Here is a 20,750-nt window from a genome sequence, read left to right on the forward strand (position 1 = left end):
CTAACGCTCCGGCGTTTCCCATTCCGCTGGTGGCACGTTCCGGCGGCGCAGGCGCAGCGCCAGTCCGACCGAGACCCCAACCCCGATTGCAACGGTCAGATCCGCCACCACTGTCAGCACAAGCGTCAGCAGGAGGAGCAGCCGGTCAGCCATCGGCGCCGCGAAATAGGCTTTCCATTTGTGCGGCTCGCTCATGTTCCAGGCCGTCAGGATCAGCAGGCCCGCCAACGCCGGCATGACGAGGTAACCGGCCAGCGGCGCCGCCACCAGCATGGCCAGCAGGATGACCAGCGCGTGCACAATGCCTGCAATCGGCGTCTTTCCCCCGGCGCGGACATTGGTGGCCGTGCGCGCGATGGCGCCCGTGGCAGGGAGTCCTCCGAACAGGGACGAGGCGACATTCGCAAAGCCCTGCGCAAGAACTTCGGCATTCGGGCGGTGATGGCCGCCAGTCATCTTGTCAGCCACCATCGCAGACAAGAGCGATTCAACACCCGCCAGGAAGGCAATGACGAGAGCAGACGGCAGCAATTCCAGCACGCGGTCCAGCGAAATCACGGGGATGGAAGGCATCGGCAAATGGCTTGGCAAAGCACCGAAACGCGACCCGATGGACTCCACCGGCAAGGCCATCACCATCGCAGCGGCCGAGGTCAGGCCCACCGCCACGATCAGCCCGGGCGCGCGCGGTGCCAGCCGGCGGAGCAGGACGATCAGGGCAGCCGTGACGAGGCCAATCGCCAGCGCCGGATAGCTCGCCGTCGCGCGCGCCTCCCACAAGGCTGGCAGTTTCTCCAGGAAATCGGCGGGCAGTGCCTCGACCGAAAGGCCAAACAGGTCTTTGAGCTGGCTCGTCGCAATGATCACCGCAATGCCGATCGTGAACCCGTTGACCACGGCTTCGGGAACAAGGCTGATCAGGTTGCCGACCCGCAACAGGGCCGCCACCAGGAGGATGAGCCCCGCCATAAATGTCGCCAGAACCAGGCCATCATAGCCATGCTGTGCAATCACGCCGAACACGACAACGATGAATGCGCCCGTCGGCCCGCCGATCTGAACCCGGCTGCCTCCCAGCAGGGAGACGAATAAACCCCCGACAATCGCTGTCACGATTCCCGTCGCCGGGTCTGCGCCGGACGCAATGGCAATCGCCAGGCTCAGCGGCAAGGCAACCATGGCCACCGTGATCCCTGCCATGACATCAGCCAGGAAAAGCGACCAGGAATATTCCTGCAGCGTGGTGAGGATCTTGGGTTTCATGGTATGTGAACTTGCCTGACTGAGGCTCTCAGCTAGCACAATATGCATGCCTGCGTATCGCACCCTGATGCCGCATCTGCGCCAGGACCAGCACATTTCGAGCGCGATCTTGCCTTTATTCAGGTTTCATGATGGCTCTGTGTCATCTGTGGAGGGACCATGATCATGAAGATACGCACATTCCTGCTGGCGGCATCGGCCGCCCTGGCGCTGGCCGCCTGCGGCGGGCCGAGCGGTTACGACCGCGCCGAGATGGCCGAGTCCATGGCCGCGCCGCCTCCAGCGCCGGTGATGAGCGAACAGGCATATGACGGCGCGCCGATGAAACAAGCCGTCGGCGGTGAGGCCCCGGCCGACACAGCCGTCCAGCAATACATTGCGTATTCCCATTCCCTCGGCCTGCGCCTGCCGGTCGCAGCCATCGAACCGGTCATGCAGGGCCACATTGCCGCCTGCAGTGCGGCTGGCCCGGCCAAATGCATCGTCACCAATTCCTACTTGAACGCCTGGTCGGAGGATGAATCGTCCGGCTCGCTGAACATCCGTGCGACACCGGACTGGATCGAATTCTTCCTGAGCGGTGTTGATGCGGAGGCTGAACAGGTCAAGGGGGAAGTCACGTCACGCCAGACAACGGCTGAAGACCTCACGGTCACGATCATCGATACGGATGCACGCCTGCACGCACAGGAAGCACTGCAGAAACGGATTGAAAATCTTCTGGAAAACCGCCCCGGCGATCTTGGGGAATTGCTGGAAACCGAGCGCGAGCTGGCCCGCGTCAATGGCGAGATCGATTCGCTGAAATCCTCGATGAAGGCGCTGATGCAGCGGGTGAACATGAGCCAGCTTTCGGTCAGCTACGAGACCAAGCGCAACCCAGTCTCATCCGGCGCGCTCAGCCCGCTGGGCGATGCCTTCGGTGGATTCTTCTACAACCTGTCGAGCGCGCTCGCTGCCGTGATCACCGCTTTCGCCGTCGGCCTGCCATGGCTGATCCTGCTCGGCGTGTTCCTGTGGCTCTGGCTGAAGATCATCTGGCCGCGCATCCGCCGCAAGAAAACCTGAGGCGAAACCGGAGGCCTCGTCGAGAACTGATCCGCTGACGAGGCCGTGCCGGCAGGCCTTATGCTTTCTCGCTGACCTTCTTCTTCGCCTTGGGCTTGTCCTTTGGCAGGAGAAGGTGAGCGATTTCCTTCGGTACAACCATCAGAAACTGGCTGACGGCCATTTCCCAGTCCGCGAGCAGCTCATTTGCCCGGATAGACCCGGTACGATCAGCGTGTTCCTGGACCAACGCCCGGCACTGTTCAATATGCTCCGTCGGCATGTCGGCCAGCGGGTACCAGTCGATCGAATCAGGGTTCGCCACACGCTCGAACCGGTTGTTCGTGTCGTGAATGAAGGCAACGCCGCCCGTCATGCCTGCCCCGAAATTGTCGCCCACAGGACCGAGGATCACGGCCCGGCCACCGGTCATGTATTCGCAGCCATTCGCGCCGCAGCCTTCCACAACCGTCTTGGCGCCGGAATTGCGCACGGCAAACCGTACGCCAGCAGTACCCGATGCGAACAGCTTGCCCGCCGTCGCACCATAAAGGCAGGTATTGCCGACAATGGCATCACCCGAGGCCGACCGGCGCTCGCGCGGTTTCGGGGCCACGACAATGGTCGCGCCCGACAGGCCCTTTCCGACATAGTCATTGGCGTCGCCAATCACTTCCAGCAGTAATCCCTGAACGCTGAAGGCACCGAGCGACTGGCCGGCCGAGCCCTCAAGCCGGATGTGCAGGCGGCCTTCCGGCAGCGCGCTCATGCCGAATTTGCGGGTGATCGCCGAACTTGACCGTGCTCCGATTGCCCGCATCGTGTTCTGGACATTGTATTCCAGCTGCATCTTCTCGCCGCGCTCGAAGAATGGCTCGGCATCGCGCAGGATCTGCACATCGAGCGAATCCGGCACTTCCTCGCGCCGGGTCGGCTGGTAGACGACCGGATGATCGGTATCGACCTGAACCAGCAAGGGATTGAGGTCGAGGTCATCCAGATGCGACGCGCCCCGGCTGACCTGCACGAGCAGGTCCGTGCGCCCGATCGCCTCGTCGAGCGACGTGAGGCCCAGGGAGGCGAGTACTTCGCGCACGTCTTCCGCGATGAAGCTCATCAGGTTGACCACTTTTTCCGGTGTGCCGGTGAAATGCGCCCGCAGCGCCTCATCCTGCACACACACACCCACCGGGCATGTGTTCGAATGGCACTGGCGCACCATTATGCAGCCCATGGCAATCAGGCTGGCCGTGCCGATGCCGTATTCCTCGGCCCCCAGCATCGCCGCGATGACAATGTCCCGGCCGGTCCTGAGACCGCCATCTGTCCGCAGGGTTACCTTGTCGCGCAGATTGTTCAGCGACAGGATCTGGTGCGCTTCAGCGAGGCCAAGCTCCCACGGCAGTCCGGCATACTTGATCGAGGTTTGCGGGCTCGCGCCCGTCCCGCCAACGCCGCCAGCGATCAGGATAATGTCCGCCTTGGCCTTGGCCACACCGGCGGCCACCGTGCCGACGCCGGACTGGGCAACCAGTTTCACGCAGACGCGGCAATCCGGATTGATCTGTTTCAGGTCATAGATCAGCTGGGCCAGGTCTTCGATCGAATAGATATCATGGTGCGGCGGGGGCGAGATCAGCATCACGCCCGGCGTCGCATGGCGAAGCTTGGCAATGAATTCCGTCACCTTGAAGCCGGGCAGCTGGCCGCCCTCACCGGGCTTTGCGCCCTGGGCAATCTTGATCTCGATCTCGCGGCACTGGTTCAAGTATTCCGCCGTCACACCGAACCGGCCGGACGCAATCTGTTTCACGGCCGAGTTCATGTTGTCGCCATTCGGCAGGGGCCGATAGCGTGCCCGGTCCTCGCCGCCCTCGCCGGACACCGACTTCGCGCCGATCCGGTTCATGGCGATGTTCAGCGTGCCATGGGCCTCAGGGCTGAGTGCACCCAGCGACATGCCCGGCGTCACGAACCGCTTCCGGATCTCGTTGATCGACTGGACTTGCGACAGCGGCACGGCCTCTCCGGCGGCTTTGAAGTCCAGCAGGTCACGCAGCTGCAGCGGATCACGTGCATGAACGGCTTCGACATATTTGCGATAGATCGAATAGTCCCCGCGATTGCACGCCGCCTGCAGGGTGTGGATCAGGTTGCCATCCAGCGCGTGCGGTTCCTCATTCGCACGCAGGCGATAGAAACCGCCCACGGGCAGCGACACCACATCCTCGTCAAACGCCGCCTCGTGACGGACCAGCGCGTTCTCTTCCAGACCCGCCAGCCCGAGACCAGAGATGCGGCTGTTCATGCCGGGGAAATAGTCCGCCACAAGCGCACGGGAAAGTCCCAGCGCCTCGAAATTGTAACCGCCGCGATAGGACGAGATCACCGAAATCCCCATCTTGGAAATGATCTTCAGGAGACCGGCTTCAATCGCGTCCTTGTAGTTCTTCACGCACTCGTTCAGCGACAGGTTGTCGAACAGACCGCGCGCATGGCGATCGACGATGACGTCCTGTGCGAGATACGCATTCACGCAGGTTGCACCAACGCCGACAAGGACCGCAAAATAATGCGTATCAAGACATTCGGCCGAGCGCACCGTGATCGAACAGAAGGTTCGCAGTCCCTGGGCCACCAGATGCGAATGCACGGCGCCGGTTGCCAGGATCATCGGGATCGCGATCTTGCTAGCTGACTGATACTGGTCGGTCAGCACGATGTGTTCGCGCCCTTCCCGCACCGCCTCTTCGGCCTCACGGCGAATGCGGCCAAGTGCGGCCTTCAGCGCGCCGCCATCGCCAGTCGCATCCGACTCGTCGAACGTGCAGTCGATTTCGGCCATGCCGACACCCAGGCGCGTGATCAGGCGTTCATACATGCCGGTACTAAGCACCGGACTTTCCAGAACGAAGACTTCCTGTTGCGACTTGTCAGTATCGAGGACGTTGCCGAGGTTCTTGAACCGGGTCTTCAGGCTCATCACACGCGCTTCACGAAGGGGATCGACCGGCGGGTTTGTCACCTGGCTGAAGTTCTGCCGGAAGAAATGGCTCATCGGCCTGTAGGAATAGGACAGCACTGCTGGCGCCGTATCATCGCCCATTGACCCGATGGCCTCCTTGGCCGCCTCGGCCATTGGCGACAGAATCAGTTCCAGCGTCTCAAGCGAATAGCCTGCCGCCGTCTGGCGGCGCAGCAGCTCTTCCTTGCCGAACAATTGCGGCTCCGGCCCCGGGCCGATTTCCGGCTCGAGTTCCGTGACACTGGACAGCCATTCCTCATAAGGGTTCTGCTCGGCGAGGAAATCGATCAGTTCGCGATGTTCATAGAATTTTCCCGTTTTCAGGTCGGCCGCAATCATGCCGCCTGCGGGGATCGAGCCCCGCTTGGCAACTTCATGATCGCCGAGCGGGCACATGCCGGCCTCCGACCCCACCGCGAGAATGCCGTCCGTCGTCAGCGCATAGCGCAGCGGGCGCAGGCCATTTCGATCAAGGCCCGCGATTGCCCAGCGGCCGTCATAGGCGGCGATCCCAGCCGGGCCGTCCCACGGCTCCATCACGGAGTTGCAGTAATCATAGAGTGCGCGGTGCGCCGTTGGCATGACGGAATCCCGCTTTGACCAGGCTTCGGGAATCAACATGGCTTTGGCCATCGGTGCCGGACGGCCCGACTTGCAAAGAAGCTCGAACACGGAGTCCAGCGCCCCCGAATCCGACGATCCGTCCGGGATCACCGGCTTCACGTCATCCACATGCTCGCCGAAAGCTTCAGACACCATGCGGATCTCGTGGCTCTTCATCCAGTTCTTGTTGCCGCGCAGCGTATTGATTTCACCATTGTGCGCGATCATGCGGAAGGGCTGGGCAAGAGACCATTGCGGGAACGTGTTGGTTGAATAGCGCTGGTGATAGATCGCAAAGTTCGAAATGAACCTGTCGTCGCGCAGGTCGAGGTAGAAATTGTCGATGTCCTGCGCCAGGAACATGCCCTTGTAGATCAGCGAGGCATGGCTGAGCGAGCAGACATAGAAACCCGGGATCGCCATTTCGCGGGCCCGGCGTTCGATCCGCCGGCGGCAGATATAGAGGGCGCGCTCAAGGTCTTCAGGTGTGCGGCCCTGCGCATCGCGGAACATGATCTGTTCAATGGCCGGGCGTGTGTCCTTGGCTTTCTGGCCGATCACCGACACGTCCACGGGCGGCTGGCGCCAGCCATAGATATAGAAGCCGAAATGCAGGACTTCGGTTTCGACAATCGTGCGGGCCGATTCCTGCGCGCCAAAATCCGTGCGTGGCAGGAAGATTTGCCCCACGCAAATCGGATCGTCAGTCGGTGTATGGCCTGTGCGTGTGACATGCTCGCGGAAGAAGTCCTGCGGCACCGCCACGCGAATACCTGCGCCATCACCTGTCTTGCCATCGGCGTCCACAGCGCCCCGGTGCCAGACATTCTTCAGCGCCATGATGCCCATCTCGACAATCTCGCGGCGCGGCTTGCCATCCAGCGCGGCGACAAGGCCCACACCGCAGGCATCGTGCTCATCGGCCGGATCATAGGCATGCCCGTCGATCAGCTTCTGGCGGTTGGCTTCGTACTGTTTCACATAGTCTGACATGGTCTTACTCCGCCGCCACTTTCGCGGCTTTCTCAGCCGCCTTCATTGCCCTGTGCATCGCCTCGGCTGCGTCGCGGCCATCCTTGATCGCCCACACCACGAGCGAGGCACCGCGCACAATATCACCCGCCGCAAAGACGCCTGGAAGGCTCGTCTCCATGGTCGCATAATCCACGCGCACGGCGCCCCAGCGATTCACGGTGAGCGCTGGCTCGCCGAACAGAACCGGCAGGTCTTCCGGATCAAAGCCCAGTGCCTTGATCACCATGTCCGCTTTCACGTCCATCGTCTCGCCGGTCTTGACCGGGCTCTGGCGGCCGGACGCATCGGGCTCGCCAAGCTTCATTTTCGACGCCCGAACGGCTTTCACCTTGCCAGCCTTGGTGTCGAGGATGGCTTCAGGCGACGCCAGCCATTCGAATACGACGCCCTCTTCCTCGGCATTGGCCACTTCGCGCTGGCTGCCGGGCATGTTCGCCCGGTCCCGGCGATAGAGACATGTCACGGATTTTGCGCCCTGACGGATCGCCGTGCGCACACAGTCCATCGCCGTGTCGCCGCCGCCGATCACGACGACGCGCTTGCCGTCAGCGTTCAGTGTGCCGTCGTCAAATTCTTCGACGGCGTCGCCGAAGCTCTTGCGGTTTGAGGCCGTCAGGTAGTCAAGCGCAGCATAAACGCCGCTGGCGCCAACGCCGGGGCATTTCAGATCCTTGGCCTGATAGACGCCTGTGGCAATCAGCAGCGTGTCATGCGTCTTGCGCAATTCCTGCAGGGTGACGTCCTGACCGACGCGCGTGTTGAACCTGAACGTAATGCCGCTGTCTTCCAGGTGCTTGATCCGGCGGGCGACAACCGGCTTCTCGAGCTTGAAGCCGGGAATTCCGTAAACCAGCAGGCCGCCCCCGCGATCATAGGCGTCATATACAGTGACCTGGTAGCCCTTGCGGCGCAGCTGCTCAGCCGCCGCGAGGCCGCCCGGACCAGCGCCGATGATGCCAGCGGACTGCGCGCGCTCACGTGGCGGGACGATGGGCTTTATCCAGCCTTTTTCCCAGGCCGTGTCCGTAATGAATTTCTCGACTGACCCGATCGTGACCGTGCCATGGCCCGACTGCTCAATCGTGCAGATGCCTTCGCACAGACGATCCTGCGGGCAGATGCGGCCGCAGATTTCCGGCATGTTGTTGGTTGCCGACGAGACCTCCCAGGCCTCCTCAAGGCGCCCTTCAGCCGACAGTTTCAGCCAGTCGGGAATATTGTTCGAGAGGGGACAGCCCTGCTGGCAGAACGGGACGCCACACTGGGAACAGCGTGCCGCCTGTTCGCCTGCTGCCTTGCGGCTGAACTCGGAATAGATTTCCTCAAAGTCGGTCGCCCGCGCGTCAGCCGCGCGCTTCGCCGGCATCTGCCGTTCAACCTTGATAAATTTCAGCATCTTTTCGGCCATACTGACCTCCACTCATTCGTTCCGCCATCTACACCCACCGTGACGCTGCCGACAAGTGTGAAACAGCCAGTAATGTATCAATATGATATTTCAATAACTGCAATCGCATGCACTCACGCATTCTGGCTTGACCATTAACGATGATGTGTATCATGTTGATATTCTTCTGCGGCGTGCCGCTGGGCGGCAAACGGGACTAGCCGATATGCACTGCGCGGCCTAAAACAGCCGTTCCGCGCTATGAGGCCGCCATGTCCCTTCTCCAGCTGATTATCATCGCGACCCTTCAGGGGTTCACCGAATGGCTGCCGATTTCGTCATCGGCCCATGTCCTGCTGGCATCCGGCTATTTCGGGCTCGAAGGCCGCGATGAGCTCTTGATCAACGCCGTGTCAAATCTCGGCACGCTCGCGGCGATGCTGGTCTATTTCCGTAAGGATGTCGCCAGTGCCGTCGTCGGCGGCTTCGAGCTCGCCGCTGCGCCGGTCACTCGCAGGCCGCTGTCATCTGGCGCACGCCTCGCCCTTTGCATCCTGGTGGCGACACCCTTCGCGCTCGTCGTGGCCGCCCTGTATGAGACAGTTCTTCCCGCCGAAGCGCAGGACGCACTTCGCAGCGCCTATACGGTCGCCGGTGCCACCATTTTCTTCGGCGCGCTTCTCTGGTGGGCCGATGCGCGCGGGGCCCGCAATCGCACCGAGGCGGACATGACGGTCTGGCATGCCATCCTCATCGGTGCAACGCAGGCCATTGCCGCCATCATCCCCGGCACAAGTCGTTCCGGCATCACAATGACGGCCGCGCGGGCCCTCGGCTATGAGCGCGCAGAGGCTGCTCGATTCTCAATGCTGATCGGCGCGCCGATCCTCGCCGCCGCGGGCCTTTATGGCGCGTTGGGGCTGATGGACGCCCCCGAAGGCGGCCTGGTCACCCTGCAGGACGGTATGATTGTCGCGGGCGTCGCGTTCATCACCGGCCTCGCTTCCATCGCGGCCCTCATGGCCATCCTTCGACGGATGAGCTTCCTGCCATTTGTGATCTACCGGTTTGCCCTCGGCATCGCGCTGATCCTGACGACACCGGCGCTGGGCCTCTTCTAGGCACGTGGGCTTGACGTATCTTGAAGACCAAACAAAGCAACACGCGTCGCAAGGGGTGTGAGCCTCCTGCCGCGTGCTGCCCGTCCCGCGCCGTGCGTCCCCGAACGCCTGCGAGACCCTTATTTCCGCCACCAATCAGGCGCGCATCGCGGCGCATATCGGGCAATTTGCGGGCATTTCCATTCGGGTCTCATTCAGGTTGTAGCAGTTGGCGTCTCGTCCTCTCAGGCGTCGACCGGCTTGCTGAACTCGCCATACGGACGGAACCGCCAGAGATAGGTCGGCGCAATCGACTCGATCGACTCCAGTCGGGTCAGACCCAGATCGCTGGCCGTCAGGGCGCCTTCGGCCACGACATTGTCAGACTTCAGCATCTCGACCTGATCACCCGTGATGGGCGGCTCGCCGAGCATGCCCCAGGAGAAAGGTGGAATGTAACGCCACACAGCCCCGGTCAGATAGCCCAAGGGGCGCGCGATGAAGAAAGGCAGCGAAATCTTGAACCGGCGACGGCCCACCTGCTTCAGGATGAAATCGTAGATCTCGTTGAACGTGTAAGTCCGCGGTCCGCCCAGCTCAAACGTCTTGCCGGCCGCTGCTTGGAGATCAACGGCCAGTGCAATCGCATCGGCGACATCGCCTGCATAGATGGGCTGGAAGCGGGTCCTGCCGCCGCCAATCGCAGGCAAGGCCGGCGCGAAGCGTGTCATCTGGGCGAATTTGTTGAAGAAACCGTCTTCGGGCCCGAACACGACCGATGGCCGCAGGATCGTCGCGGTCGGGACGGCTTTGCGCACCGCAAGCTCGGCCTCGGCCTTGGTGCGCCCATAACCGGACCTGGACTCGGTGTCCGCGCCAATCGCTGACACCTGAACGAACGTCCTGATGCCCTTTTCTGCCGCAACTTCGGCGAGCAGCGCCGCGCCGTCGCGCTGTGCCGATTCGAAACTCTGCTTGCCGCTCTCGAACAGGATGCCGACAAGGTTCACGACCGCGACAGCGCCATCCAGCGCGCGCTCGATCGATTCCCGGTTGCGGATATTCGCCTGGACAATGTCCACCCAGCCTGGCGCGCCCGCCAGGCGCACGTCTGCTGCTGTATTCACATGCCGGCAGGCCACGCGGACCCGATAGCCCTTTTCCACGAGCGTGCGCGCCGCATAGCGCCCGATAAAGCCCGAGCCCCCGAATATGGTCACCAAACCTCTGGTCATGTCACGCTTCTCATCTGCCGGACGCACCGGATTTAACCTTGCCGCCTTTGATCATACGCGCCTGTTTATGTCCATGCGGCAAGAGCGAACCGGCAGCCATGATCCGATAGGCGTTGCCCGCATGAAAATGTTATGGCATAAAGTATGTCATTAGTTGCTTTGGATCGATCCGGAAAGGCGTTGGAAAAACGTGTCACTCAAGCCTGCGCTTGTTTCCCGTATCGCGGAACACCTGACCGGCGAATCGAGGCTGCTGGCCCGGCGCGCAAAAGCCGAGCGCAATCGTATTGCCGCTGGCGCCCCACATCTGGTCGAATATTTCCATCAGACAGACGATCCCTATTCCCACCTGGCCGCGCAGGTGATTGCCGATGTCGCTGAGCGCTTCGACATTGTCATCAAGGTCCATCTGGTCGGGCCGCCACCAGACTGGGCCGCGCCCGAGCGCGAACGCCTGGAATCCTATTCCCGCCGCGACGCGGAAAGGCTCGCGCGGAAGGCGGGCCTGTCATTCAAGGATCCCGGCGCGCAGCCCGCTGCGGAACAATGCCATCTTGCTGAAGCAGCGCTTGCTGCAGCCATCGCTGATGGAGCATTTGCGGCAAGGGCACCCCGGATTGGCGAGGCATACTGGTCAGGCCGTCCGGCTCCATCCATTGATACTGGCCCAACAAGCCTTACGGCTGCCGGTGACGCGCGCCGCGACACACTGGGTCACTATCTCGGCGCCACATTCTACTATGGCGGCGAATGGTACTGGGGTATCGACCGGCTTCACTATCTGGAAGCCCGCCTGACAGAACTCGGCGTCCGCAAGCCACTAGCCGCTGACGCGCCCATCTTTGCGCCGCCTGCCGTGCCATCCGGCACCGCTCCTCAGACAGGACGGGAACTCCATTACTATCTCTCCTTCCGCAGCCCTTACACCTATATTGCCGCTGCCCGCGCAAAGGCCCTGGCGCAAGCGTATGGCGCCGACCTGAAGCTTCGTTTCGTCCTGCCAATGGTCATGCGCGGCCTGCCCGTGCCCCGCATGAAGAGCAGCTATATAACGCTCGATACCGCGCGCGAGGCGCGCCGTCTTGGTGTGCCGTTCGGACGCATCGCTGATCCCGTCGGACGGCCCGTCGAGCGCGGCTATTCCCTCCTGCCGTGGGCCCGTGAACAGGGGCGCGGGATTGAATATTGTGAGGCCTTCCTCACGCATGTCTGGTCGCGCGGCGTGGATGCAGGCTCTGACAAGGGGATGAACCAGATCGTCGAGGCCGCCGGACTTGACTGGCAGTTTGCCCGAGATCTCGTTGGCAATGATGACTGGCGCCAGGAAGCTGAAGCCAATCGCACAGAGATGATGGATCTCGGAATCTGGGGCGTGCCCAGTTTCCGCGTCGGACACGTCTCGACCTGGGGCCAGGACAGGCTCTGGCTGATCGAGGATGAACTGAAGCAGCCACAGAGCTGACCAAAGGGAAAAGAGGAAACACGATGCAGGTTATCAATGAAGTTTTCCCGGCGGATCCGTCGCGAATGCAGGCCCTGCTGGAGAAAGGCCCTGACGGTCCGATCTTCATGGTCAACCTGCTGAAATTCAAGGACAAGGCAGAATATGAAGACGGACGCGAGACAGACCTCTCGGGGCGGGACGCCTACATGATATATGGCCGCGCCGTGACGGAGCTTTTGCCCCGATTTGGCGGTCAGGGCCTCTTCGCAGGCGACGTGACTTTCCTTGCGCTCGGACAGGTGGAGGAACTCTGGGACGAAGTCGCCATCGCCATGTATCCCGACCGCGCCGCCATGGTGCGAATGTCCCTTTCGAATGAATGGCGCCAGATTGCCGTGCACCGCGCGGCCGGGCTGAAAGGCCAGCTGAATATTGAGACCGTCACGCCTGAAGGCGGAAAGGACTCGCCCTTCATCGCAATGCTCGCGGGCGCAAAAGGAGATGCATCATGAAATGGCTCGTGCGCAGTCTGATTGGTATTGCCAGTCTGATCCTTGTCGCCCTGATCGGTTTTCAGGTCTTCAGGATCCAGATCGCCGAAGCAGCGTTTCGGAACGCCGTCGAGGCCAATGTCGGACGCGACGCAAGCGCAGAGCTGCCTGACGGGCTGCATGTTTTCATGTGCGGCGCCGGTACGCCCCTGCCAGACCCGATGCGCGCAGGCCCATGCCTCGGCCTGATCGCAGGCGATCGCGCATTCGTCTTCGATGCCGGCTCCGGCGGAACGCGCAACCTCTCGCGTATGCGCTTCCCGCTCGGACGTACGGAACGGGTATACCTGACGCATTTGCACTCAGACCATATGGACGGGCTGGGCGAGCTATTGATGCAGGCCTGGGTCAATGGCCAGCGCACCGCGCCACTCCCCGTCTCCGGACCGCGCGGGGTCGATGAAGTTGTCGATGGCTTCAACGCCGCCTACCGGATCGACGGTACATTCCGGACCGCGCATCACGGCGCCACAATTGCCAATCCCGCCGGCCGGGGCGGCGCGGGGGAAACCATCACGCTGCCTGCAGGCCCCGGTTCAAGACAGGTCGTCCTCGATGATGGCGGGCTGAAGATCACCGCGTTCTCCGTTAGCCACTCCCCCGTCGAACCCGCCTTCGGCTACCGCGTCGATTACAAGGACCGCTCAGTCGTGTTCAGCGGCGACACGATCTATGATCCAAACCTCGTGGCCGTCTCCGAAGGTGTCGATCTCCTGTTCCATGAAGCCCTGGACCCGGAAATGGTCGGCGCCATGCATGACGCTGCAGCCGCCAGGGGCGCAGATCACCTCGCGCAGATCCTGGATGACATCCTGACCTATCACGCACCGCCCGTGGATGCGGCCCGATCGGCCAGCGAAGCCGGCGCGCGGCAACTCGTCTTCTATCACACGATTCCGCCCCTGCCCTCGCGCCTGCTCAATGATTATTATGTGCGCGATGCGAAGAAGGCGTTTGACGGCAGGATCACCGTGTCGGAAGACGGCATGGTGTTCAGCCTTCCGGCTGGCAGCGACGCCATCAATCGCCATGACGGGTTCAAATGACGGAATCGAAAATCACCCCATTCCCGGGCCTGCAGGCCAATGACGATCCCTCGGACGGGCGGCGCCTGCGCAGCGAACGCAGCCGGACACAGATCATCGAGGCGCTCTTCACGCTGATCCGCGAAGGCGACATGAACCCCAGCGCCGCACGGGTCGCAGAGCGAGCCGCCGTCGGCCAGCGCACCGTGTTCCGCCTGTTTGAAGACATGGACAGCCTGTTCGGCGAGATGGCTGAACAGATCCAGTCAGAAGTGATGCCCATCGTCCTGGCGCCCTACGTCTCCACGGACTGGACCGAACGCCTCGCAGAACTGGTCCGCAGAAGGGCCGATGTCTTTGAGCGCATATTTCCGCTTCGCGTCTCGGCCAATCTGCGCCGCTTCCAGTCGCGCTTCCTGATGGACGAATACAGGCGCGGCCTGATCCTTGAGCGTGAAAGCCTCAAGGCCATCCTGCCGAAACACGTCGTGTCCGATAAACGCCTGATCGCCGCACTCGAAGCGGCCACCGGTTTCCAGACCTGGCGCCGCCTGCGGCAGGATCAGGGACTGACCTCCGAAGACGCTGAGGCCATCATGCTGTTCATGGTCGAGCGCCTGACTGAAGGCGCGCCAACCGGGCCTCGCTAGGCGGCCTCAGTTGGGCCACCAGACATATTCGTCGCCGGGACCAGCCGACTCAGCTTGCGTCTTGTCGATCACGATGGCTGATTCCAGCGTGTACGGATAAAGGGGGGAAACCGCGCCTTCCTGGTGCGCATCAAGCAGGGCCTGCAGTTCCGACAGCTTGTCCGGCCGCGCTCCGGCAAGATTGGCCTGCTCGGTCGGGTCGTTGGCAAGGTCAAACAGCCAGCTCTTGCCCTGGCGTCCGTCCAACTGCAATTTCCAGTCACCCGCCCGCACAACACGGTAATAACCGCTTTGCCAGAACAGCGCATCATCCGGATGCCTGATGGTGCCGGTACCCATGGCACCCGGCAGCATGTCGCGGCCATCGATCTCCACACCCTCCGGCAGGCGCGCGCCTGCCGCTGCGGCCAGTGTCGGCATCACGTCGATATGCGCGACCGGGGTGTCCACGCTTGTCCCCGGCGCAATCCTGGCCGGCCATTTGACAAACATCGGTACACGGATGCCACCCTCGAACAGCGTAATCTTCCAGCCGCGATAGGGCTGGTTGATCTCGGGCAGTCCGACATAGCCAGCCCCGCCATTGTCGCTGGAAAACACGATAATCGTATTCTCAGCAAGGCCCTCTGCCTCCAGCTTCGCCGTTATCTCGCCAACGCTGCGATCAAGCGCGCGCAGCATGGCAGCATAGACACGCAGGCGGTGCGGCGCGATATCACCCACGGCGTCATAGTCTTCCCGCGTCGCCTGCAGCGGCGTATGAACGCCCCAGTGCGCCAGATAGAGGAAGAAGGGCCGGTTCCGATTGGCCTCAATCACTTTCAGGCTTTCATCCGTCCAGTAGTCCGTCAGGTAACCGCCCGGCTCAAACCATTCGCCCGAGTTGAACGCAGCGGCAAACTGCATCCGCGCCCAGAGGAATGTGTCAATCGGATCAAAGTCGAGTTTCGCGTTGACGACATCCGGATCGTCTTCGGGCAGGTAGAGCCCGCTCGCCATCAGCAGGCTTTCGTCAAAGCCCTGTGCATTCGGGTTCGATTCCGCGCTGCGGCCAAGATGCCACTTGCCGATATGGACAGTGTGATAGCCCTGGTCCTTAAGCACTTCGGCAATCGTCACTTCCGATCCCGGCAGACCCATCTCCGGGAACGGCACGGCATCATCAGCAGCGTCACGATTGTAATCGATCGGCGGCAGCGCCCCGCGATCCATGTCATTGGCAAACATCGAGACGATCCGCCCCATCCCGGGGGGCGTCGGCGTGAACTCGAAACCCGTGCGCGTCGGATAGCGCCCGGTCATCAGCATGGCCCGCGAGGGCGCGCATGTGCCATTGCCCGCATAAGCCTGCGTGAAAAGTGCGCCGTCAGCCGCCAGCCTGTCGATATGCGGCGTCGGCACGCGCCCGCCGGCCACACCGCCGCCAAATGTGCTGAGATCATTGATGCCAAGATCATCGACCAGGATGAACACAATATTTGGCGGCCGGTCTGCTGCGACCATTTCCGCCGTTTCCGGTCCCCTGTCCCACGCAATTTCGACCGGACCGGCCACCTCGACCCGCCCGCTATGGGTCGCGACATAAAGTATGATCGCCTTGCGGTTCAGGAAGCCGCCAAGGCCTGCGGCCAGCAGCACGACAACAAGGCCAATCGCCAGTTTCTTCAACATGAACCTCGCCTCCCCGGCTTCAGGTAAATAATGCGTCACACCCTGTTCCGGCAATCAGCGCGTCAACCGATCCACGCTCATTCCCAGACAGGCCGTCATATCCCTCACGAAGCCATTTCAAGCATTTGGCCTGATAGGGAAAGCTTGGCTGTATCCATGCGCGGCCATCGATCTCCGTCTCGAACTGCGTCTCGCCTGCCATGACCGCTTCGGCATTGGCCCGCAGGAAGGGCGCATAGACACGGCCAATCTCTGCCAGCAGGGGCCCGAGCGCTTCGCGCGCTTCGTCTGCCCCGAACCAGTCGTCTGGCTGCGGATCGAGGCCGGACAGGTCTTCCATCAGGTCCACCCAGGCCCGCACGCGCGGCGAACGCGCCACCGTGATGGCCGCAGATGTCGGCTCCACAATCGCCAGCTGGGTCAACTGGCCATACAGCGCAAAGTCTGCCGATGATGGCCGCGCACCAAGGACAAAACCCCGTATCTGCAAAAGGGCATCAAGTATGCCGACCAGCCGCTCATAGGAGGATTCAATTGTCTGCGCCGTCACCTCATTTGATCCGACCACGTAGAGCCTGTCGAATTGTCGCTTCGATATCTTTTCGGACATTTGCATGGCAGCATCCGCATCGAGCCCGTTCTGCGACCAGTAGATCAGCAGCGGACCGGCATTGTCATGATCGGCCTTGTGGGCCCACCGGAAATGGAACATGGCCTTGGTCAGCCACTCGTCGGCATAATCCTCGATCAGGTCATTCAGGAATGACAGGACAGGATCTGCCGGAATGACCGAACGCCCGGCATGGTCACGCTCCAGACGCCGAATGATCGGGGTTGAATCCGTCACCGCCATCAGGCCGCCGGCGCCGTCCGGAAAGTAGAATGTCGGCAGCAGCGGTACTTTCGGCACCGGATGCCCAGGCCTCGGCGGACGGCCCGCTGTCCAGTTCACCTGGTATGCAATGCGGCGATAGCGCAGCAGCCCGACCATCTTGCGCGTATATGGCGACCCGGGCGCGCCCATCAGTTCCAGCGGTTCGGTCATGGTCGTGGAACCCTCATGTTTCCTTGATGAAAGCAATGATTTCACGCGAAAGCGCTTCGGGCTGGTCTTCCTGCAGGAAATGGCCAGCGCCCCTGATCGTCACATTTTTCACATTGCCAAGCCGCCGGATGAAAGCCTGCTCGCCGCCCTTTGTCACCGGGTCACCATCGCTGAACGCCGTCAGTACGGGATAATTGCGCGCCTCCAGCACGGCCCAGGCAGCGTCGCCTGCAAGCCGGTCGGCCTTGTGTTGCGGCAGTAAAGGAACGCATGACGGGAATTTCCTGGCACCGGCAACATAGTCACTATTCGGGAATGGGGCCTCATAGCCGTCGAGCACGGCCTGGTCGGAGATGCTGGACAACAGCCCGAACACATCCCGCACGGAAAAATCAGGCGCCTCGGCACAATATTTTACCCAATAGAGAAAAGCGCCGGGCGCACCGCCGGCGAATTGCTCCTGAACCATGGCAGCAGTCGGAACGGGCACCATCGGATACATCTTCCCCAGCATGCCCGAGATATCATCAGTCAGCGTGGTCGTATCGGGCAGGCCGGTATTTGCAATCACCAGGCGCTTGAACCGCCCGGGCTGGTCGCCGACGGCGCGAAGACCCAGCAAGCCACCCCAGTCCTGGCACACCAGGGTCAATTCATTCAGGTCCAGCGCGACGAGAAACTGGTTTAGCCAGTCAACATGGCCGGCATAGGTGTAATCGTCGATTGATCCTGGCTTGTCGGACTTGCCGAACCCGATCAGGTCCGGGGCGATGACCCGGTAACCTGCATCGACCAGGATCGGGATCATCTTGCGATAGAGATAGCTCCAGCTCGGCTGTCCGTGCAGGCAAAGGATGAGATCGCCATCCCGCGGCCCCTCATCGACATAATGCATACGCAGCAATGTGCCATCCTGCGCCTGCACGTCCTGATAATGCGCAGCAAACGCATAATCTTTCAGGTCTTCGAAACGGGTCTCCGGCGTCCTCAGCACGTCCATTGCGCGTCCTCCCTTTTTCCTAGACTTATGATATTGGCAGCTATACTGTCAATAGATCAAGCGCGTTGAGCGAATGCACGTGGTCTGTACTTATGACCAGAATGCCGCCTCTATGTGCACAGAAGCGGGCAGATAACAGGGCCCGTACCGGGAGGATGACATGATCTGGATTGCACGGGTGGGCGTGGCGCTCGCCGGACTTTTTTCGCTGGCCATGGGCCTGCTTTTCTGGGCGGATCCGGCACGGGCTGGCTCGGCGCTCGGCCTTGCCGGCATCGACGCCCTTGGCGAGAATTCGCTGCGGGCAGACCTCGCCGCCTTTTTCCTCGTCAACTTCACCGCCTGCGCGCTCGCGCTTTTCCGCGGCCAGGCCCATTGGCTTTACGGATCTGCACTTGTATTCGGTCTGGCCGTGTTCGGGCGCTTCATCGGCATCATTGTCGACGGCCCGCCGCCCGGCATCGCTCAGCCGGTGATAATCGAACTTGTCCTGATAGGCCTCTTGCTGCTCGGCGCCCGCCAGCTTGGCCAGCGCGGCCCGTCAGGCTGACACCCGGCTCTCCAGCCATGTCTCAAGGCCGGCCTGCTGCATCTTGCTCAGATGCAGGCGCAGCTTGCTGCGGCGCCACAGGATGTCCTCTGCGGTTTGCGCGAACTCATGGCGCATCAGATAGGTGACTTCGGCTTCATACAGGCCGCCGCCAAAGTCCCGGCCCAGCTCAGCCATGCTCTTGGCCGTGCCGAGCAGTTCATCCACCCGCGTGCCATAGGCGCGCGCAAGACGGCGCAGCAGACGTTGTTCCATCCATGGCTGGCGCAGCGACAATCCGTGCAGGAAGGCCTCAAAATCTGCGCCCGGAATATCGCCGCCGGGCAGGCTGGCCGTTTTTGTCCAGGGTTTCGTCATGCCCGGAAAGTCCGGCGCGAGTTCCTTGAGCGCATGCTCGGCCAGTTCGCGATAGGTCGTGATCTTGCCGCCAAACACTGACAGGACCGGCGCCCCGCCAGTTCGGTCACAATTCAGCACATAGTCGCGTGTCACCTTGGATGCGTTCGCGGCATGGTCATCATAAAGTGGCCGCACACCCGAATAGGTTTCCACGACATCGGCGGGCGTGATCGCCCGCTTGTAATATTCGCTCGCCCCGGCGCAGAGATACTCGATCTCTTCCTGGCTGATGACCACCGCGTCCCTGCTCGCCTCATAGGGAACATCCGTTGTGCCGATCAGCGTGAATTCGCCGCGCTCATACGGAATGGCGAACATGATCCGGCCGTCGCCATTCTGGAAGAAATAGGCGTAGTCGCCCTCATGCCAGCGCGGCACGATGATGTGGCTGCCTTTTACGAGGCGCAGGTTCTGCTGCGCGGTGCCCGGCTCAGCCAGTCCGAGAATCTCATCCACCCAGCCGCCAGCCGCATTCACCACCGCCCGCGCCATGACAGTCCTGTCGCCATCAGGGCCGCGCAATGTCGCTTCCCAATGCTCGGCATGGCGCGCAAGGCCCACGCAGGCCGTCCGCGTCAGGACGTCAGCGCCATGTGCCTGCGCATCGACGCCGTTCAGTACGACCAGCCGCGAATCCTCGACCCAGCAGTCGGAATATTCGAACGCCAGCCGGAACTCCTCGCGCAGCGGGTCCAGCCGGTTGGTCTTCTTCCGCCGCAGCGTCCGGGTCGGGGGCAGCATCTTGCGCCCACCAAGATGGTCGTAAAGGAACAGTCCCAGGCGGATCAGCCAGGCCGGTCGCAAATCCTTGTCGTAGGGCAGGACAAACCGCATCGGCCAGATGATGTGCGGCGCCGCCCGCAACAGGATTTCCCGCTCGATCAGTGCCTTGCGTACCAGCGCGAAATCATACTGCTCCAGATAGCGCAGGCCGCCATGGATCAGCTTGGTGCTGGCAGAGCTCGTATGCGCGGCCAGGTCATCCTTTTCGCACAGAACGACTTTCAGACCGCGCCCCGCCGCATCGCGTGCGATGCCTGCACCGTTGATGCCGCCGCCAATGACCAGGAGATCGTGCACGACCCTGCCCTAGTCCTTCATCAACCCGCCCGCCTTGAGCAGCTTGCCGGCCCGGATCACCCGTTGCAGCTTGTGCTCAGACGACCGGTCGCCCTTATTGGAATCGGGATGGAACCTGCGGACATATTCCGCATAGCGTGCGCGGATATCCGCCGGCTTGGCATCGGCCTCGAGGTCAAGCTCGTTCAGCGCCCGCACCTGCATGGCTGTCCGGCGCGCCATGGCGCCCTTTTCCGCAGCGCCCGTGTCGTCGACATTGAAAAAGCCGCGTCCGGCCCAGTTTCTGGGATCATGGCTGGTTGCGGCCTTCTTGCCGGCCATCGGGCCTGTCCCGAATTTCCATGTCCGCTTGTGACCATAGCGTTCGGAGCGCGTAAACGAGGCGGCCTCGGCGGCAGACATGCCTTCAAAGAAGTTGAAGCTGCGATTATATTCAGTGATATGGGTCTGGCAGAAATGCACCTTGCCCTTGCCACCTCGCTTGGGCGCAGGGAAGGCGCCTTCCAGTTCACAGTCGGGGTGTTCACAGACACGCGTTTTCCGGGCCCGCGCTTTCGAGGTTTCCTCGGCAGGGGGCTTTATCCGGATGTCGGTGAACTTGACGCGGTAGCTGAAGGGGTCTGAATCTGACATAGCGAGG

The 20,750-nt window shown here is 61.9% G+C and carries 16 protein-coding genes; 7 read left to right on the forward strand and 9 right to left on the reverse strand.

Annotated features, from left to right (window positions below; translation table 11 throughout):
• On the reverse strand, positions 1 to 1,263 hold the full coding sequence (locus ACQ66M_RS07090; protein ID WP_430402771.1) for a SulP family inorganic anion transporter: 1,263 nt from the start codon (positions 1,261 to 1,263) through the stop codon (positions 1 to 3).
• Between the two features lie 159 nt (positions 1,264 to 1,422).
• On the opposite strand from ACQ66M_RS07090, the gene ACQ66M_RS07095 reads away from it, so the two are divergent.
• A complete protein-coding gene (locus tag ACQ66M_RS07095) occupies positions 1,423 to 2,331 on the forward strand; it encodes a DUF4349 domain-containing protein (protein ID WP_430402773.1) in 909 nt (302 codons plus the stop codon).
• A gap of 58 nt (positions 2,332 to 2,389) precedes the next feature.
• Here the strand turns inward: ACQ66M_RS07095 and gltB are convergent, their stop codons facing one another.
• Both gltB and ACQ66M_RS07105 read right to left on the reverse strand, forming a co-directional pair.
• Positions 2,390 to 6,931 (reverse strand): glutamate synthase large subunit, encoded by a 4,542-nt coding sequence (gene gltB / locus ACQ66M_RS07100; protein ID WP_430402775.1) that lies wholly within the window; start codon positions 6,929 to 6,931, stop codon positions 2,390 to 2,392.
• A gap of 4 nt (positions 6,932 to 6,935) precedes the next feature.
• Positions 6,936 to 8,381 (reverse strand): NAD(P)-dependent oxidoreductase, encoded by a 1,446-nt coding sequence (locus ACQ66M_RS07105; RefSeq protein ID WP_430402777.1) that lies wholly within the window; start codon positions 8,379 to 8,381, stop codon positions 6,936 to 6,938.
• Between the two features lie 251 nt (positions 8,382 to 8,632).
• Between ACQ66M_RS07105 and ACQ66M_RS07110 the strand changes: the two genes are divergently transcribed.
• Positions 8,633 to 9,481, forward strand: coding sequence for an undecaprenyl-diphosphate phosphatase (locus ACQ66M_RS07110; protein ID WP_430402779.1), 849 nt, complete (start codon positions 8,633 to 8,635; stop codon positions 9,479 to 9,481).
• 224 nt (positions 9,482 to 9,705) lie between these two features.
• Here ACQ66M_RS07110 and ACQ66M_RS07115 read toward each other — a convergent pair whose 3' ends face one another.
• A complete protein-coding gene (locus ACQ66M_RS07115; RefSeq protein WP_350173105.1) occupies positions 9,706 to 10,695 on the reverse strand; it encodes a complex I NDUFA9 subunit family protein in 990 nt (329 codons plus the stop codon).
• Between the two features lie 190 nt (positions 10,696 to 10,885).
• Between ACQ66M_RS07115 and ACQ66M_RS07120 the strand changes: the two genes are divergently transcribed.
• From ACQ66M_RS07120 to ACQ66M_RS07135, 4 genes are read left to right on the forward strand one after another with little or no spacing between them, the layout of a single operon-like run.
• Entirely contained in the window at positions 10,886 to 12,157 is a 1,272-nt protein-coding gene (locus tag ACQ66M_RS07120; RefSeq protein WP_430402781.1) for a DsbA family protein, read from the forward strand.
• Between the two features lie 23 nt (positions 12,158 to 12,180).
• Positions 12,181 to 12,651, forward strand: coding sequence for a DUF1330 domain-containing protein (locus ACQ66M_RS07125; protein WP_430402784.1), 471 nt, complete (start codon positions 12,181 to 12,183; stop codon positions 12,649 to 12,651).
• On the forward strand, positions 12,648 to 13,736 hold the full coding sequence (locus ACQ66M_RS07130; protein ID WP_430402786.1) for an MBL fold metallo-hydrolase: 1,089 nt from the start codon (positions 12,648 to 12,650) through the stop codon (positions 13,734 to 13,736). Before ACQ66M_RS07125 ends, ACQ66M_RS07130 begins: the two co-directional genes overlap by 4 nt.
• Positions 13,733 to 14,365 carry a TetR/AcrR family transcriptional regulator gene (locus tag ACQ66M_RS07135; protein WP_430402788.1) on the forward strand — a complete coding sequence of 211 codons (633 nt, stop codon included), beginning with the start codon at positions 13,733 to 13,735 and terminating at the stop codon, positions 14,363 to 14,365. The genes ACQ66M_RS07130 and ACQ66M_RS07135 overlap by 4 nt, the downstream gene beginning before the upstream one ends.
• A gap of 6 nt (positions 14,366 to 14,371) precedes the next feature.
• Here ACQ66M_RS07135 and ACQ66M_RS07140 read toward each other — a convergent pair whose 3' ends face one another.
• Genes ACQ66M_RS07140 through ACQ66M_RS07150 form a run of 3 tightly spaced genes read right to left on the reverse strand, consistent with a single transcriptional unit; the run spans position 14,372 to position 18,081 of the window.
• On the reverse strand, positions 14,372 to 16,036 hold the full coding sequence (locus ACQ66M_RS07140) for a sulfatase (protein ID WP_430402790.1): 1,665 nt from the start codon (positions 16,034 to 16,036) through the stop codon (positions 14,372 to 14,374).
• Positions 16,037 to 16,055: 19 nt separating this feature from the next.
• Positions 16,056 to 17,081, reverse strand: coding sequence for a glutathione S-transferase family protein (locus tag ACQ66M_RS07145; protein ID WP_430402792.1), 1,026 nt, complete (start codon positions 17,079 to 17,081; stop codon positions 16,056 to 16,058).
• Between the two features lie 13 nt (positions 17,082 to 17,094).
• Positions 17,095 to 18,081, reverse strand: a complete 987-nt coding sequence (locus tag ACQ66M_RS07150; RefSeq protein WP_430402794.1) for a haloalkane dehalogenase — start codon at positions 18,079 to 18,081, stop codon at positions 17,095 to 17,097.
• Between the two features lie 160 nt (positions 18,082 to 18,241).
• Here ACQ66M_RS07150 and ACQ66M_RS07155 point away from each other — a divergent pair, with 160 nt between their 5' ends.
• Positions 18,242 to 18,631 carry a DUF4345 family protein gene (locus ACQ66M_RS07155; RefSeq protein WP_430402796.1) on the forward strand — a complete coding sequence of 130 codons (390 nt, stop codon included), beginning with the start codon at positions 18,242 to 18,244 and terminating at the stop codon, positions 18,629 to 18,631.
• Here the strand turns inward: ACQ66M_RS07155 and ACQ66M_RS07160 are convergent.
• Together ACQ66M_RS07160 and ACQ66M_RS07165 are read right to left on the reverse strand one after the other, a co-directional pair.
• On the reverse strand, positions 18,623 to 20,110 hold the full coding sequence (locus tag ACQ66M_RS07160) for a glycerol-3-phosphate dehydrogenase (RefSeq protein WP_430402798.1): 1,488 nt from the start codon (positions 20,108 to 20,110) through the stop codon (positions 18,623 to 18,625). The genes ACQ66M_RS07155 and ACQ66M_RS07160 overlap by 9 nt on opposite strands.
• A 9-nt stretch (positions 20,111 to 20,119) precedes the next feature.
• A complete protein-coding gene (locus ACQ66M_RS07165) occupies positions 20,120 to 20,743 on the reverse strand; it encodes a DnaJ domain-containing protein (RefSeq protein ID WP_430402800.1) in 624 nt (207 codons plus the stop codon).
• Between the last annotated feature and the right edge of the window lie 7 nt (positions 20,744 to 20,750).

This window comes from Hyphomonas sp., assembly GCF_965284475.1.
GTDB lineage: Bacteria > Pseudomonadota > Alphaproteobacteria > Caulobacterales > Hyphomonadaceae > Hyphomonas.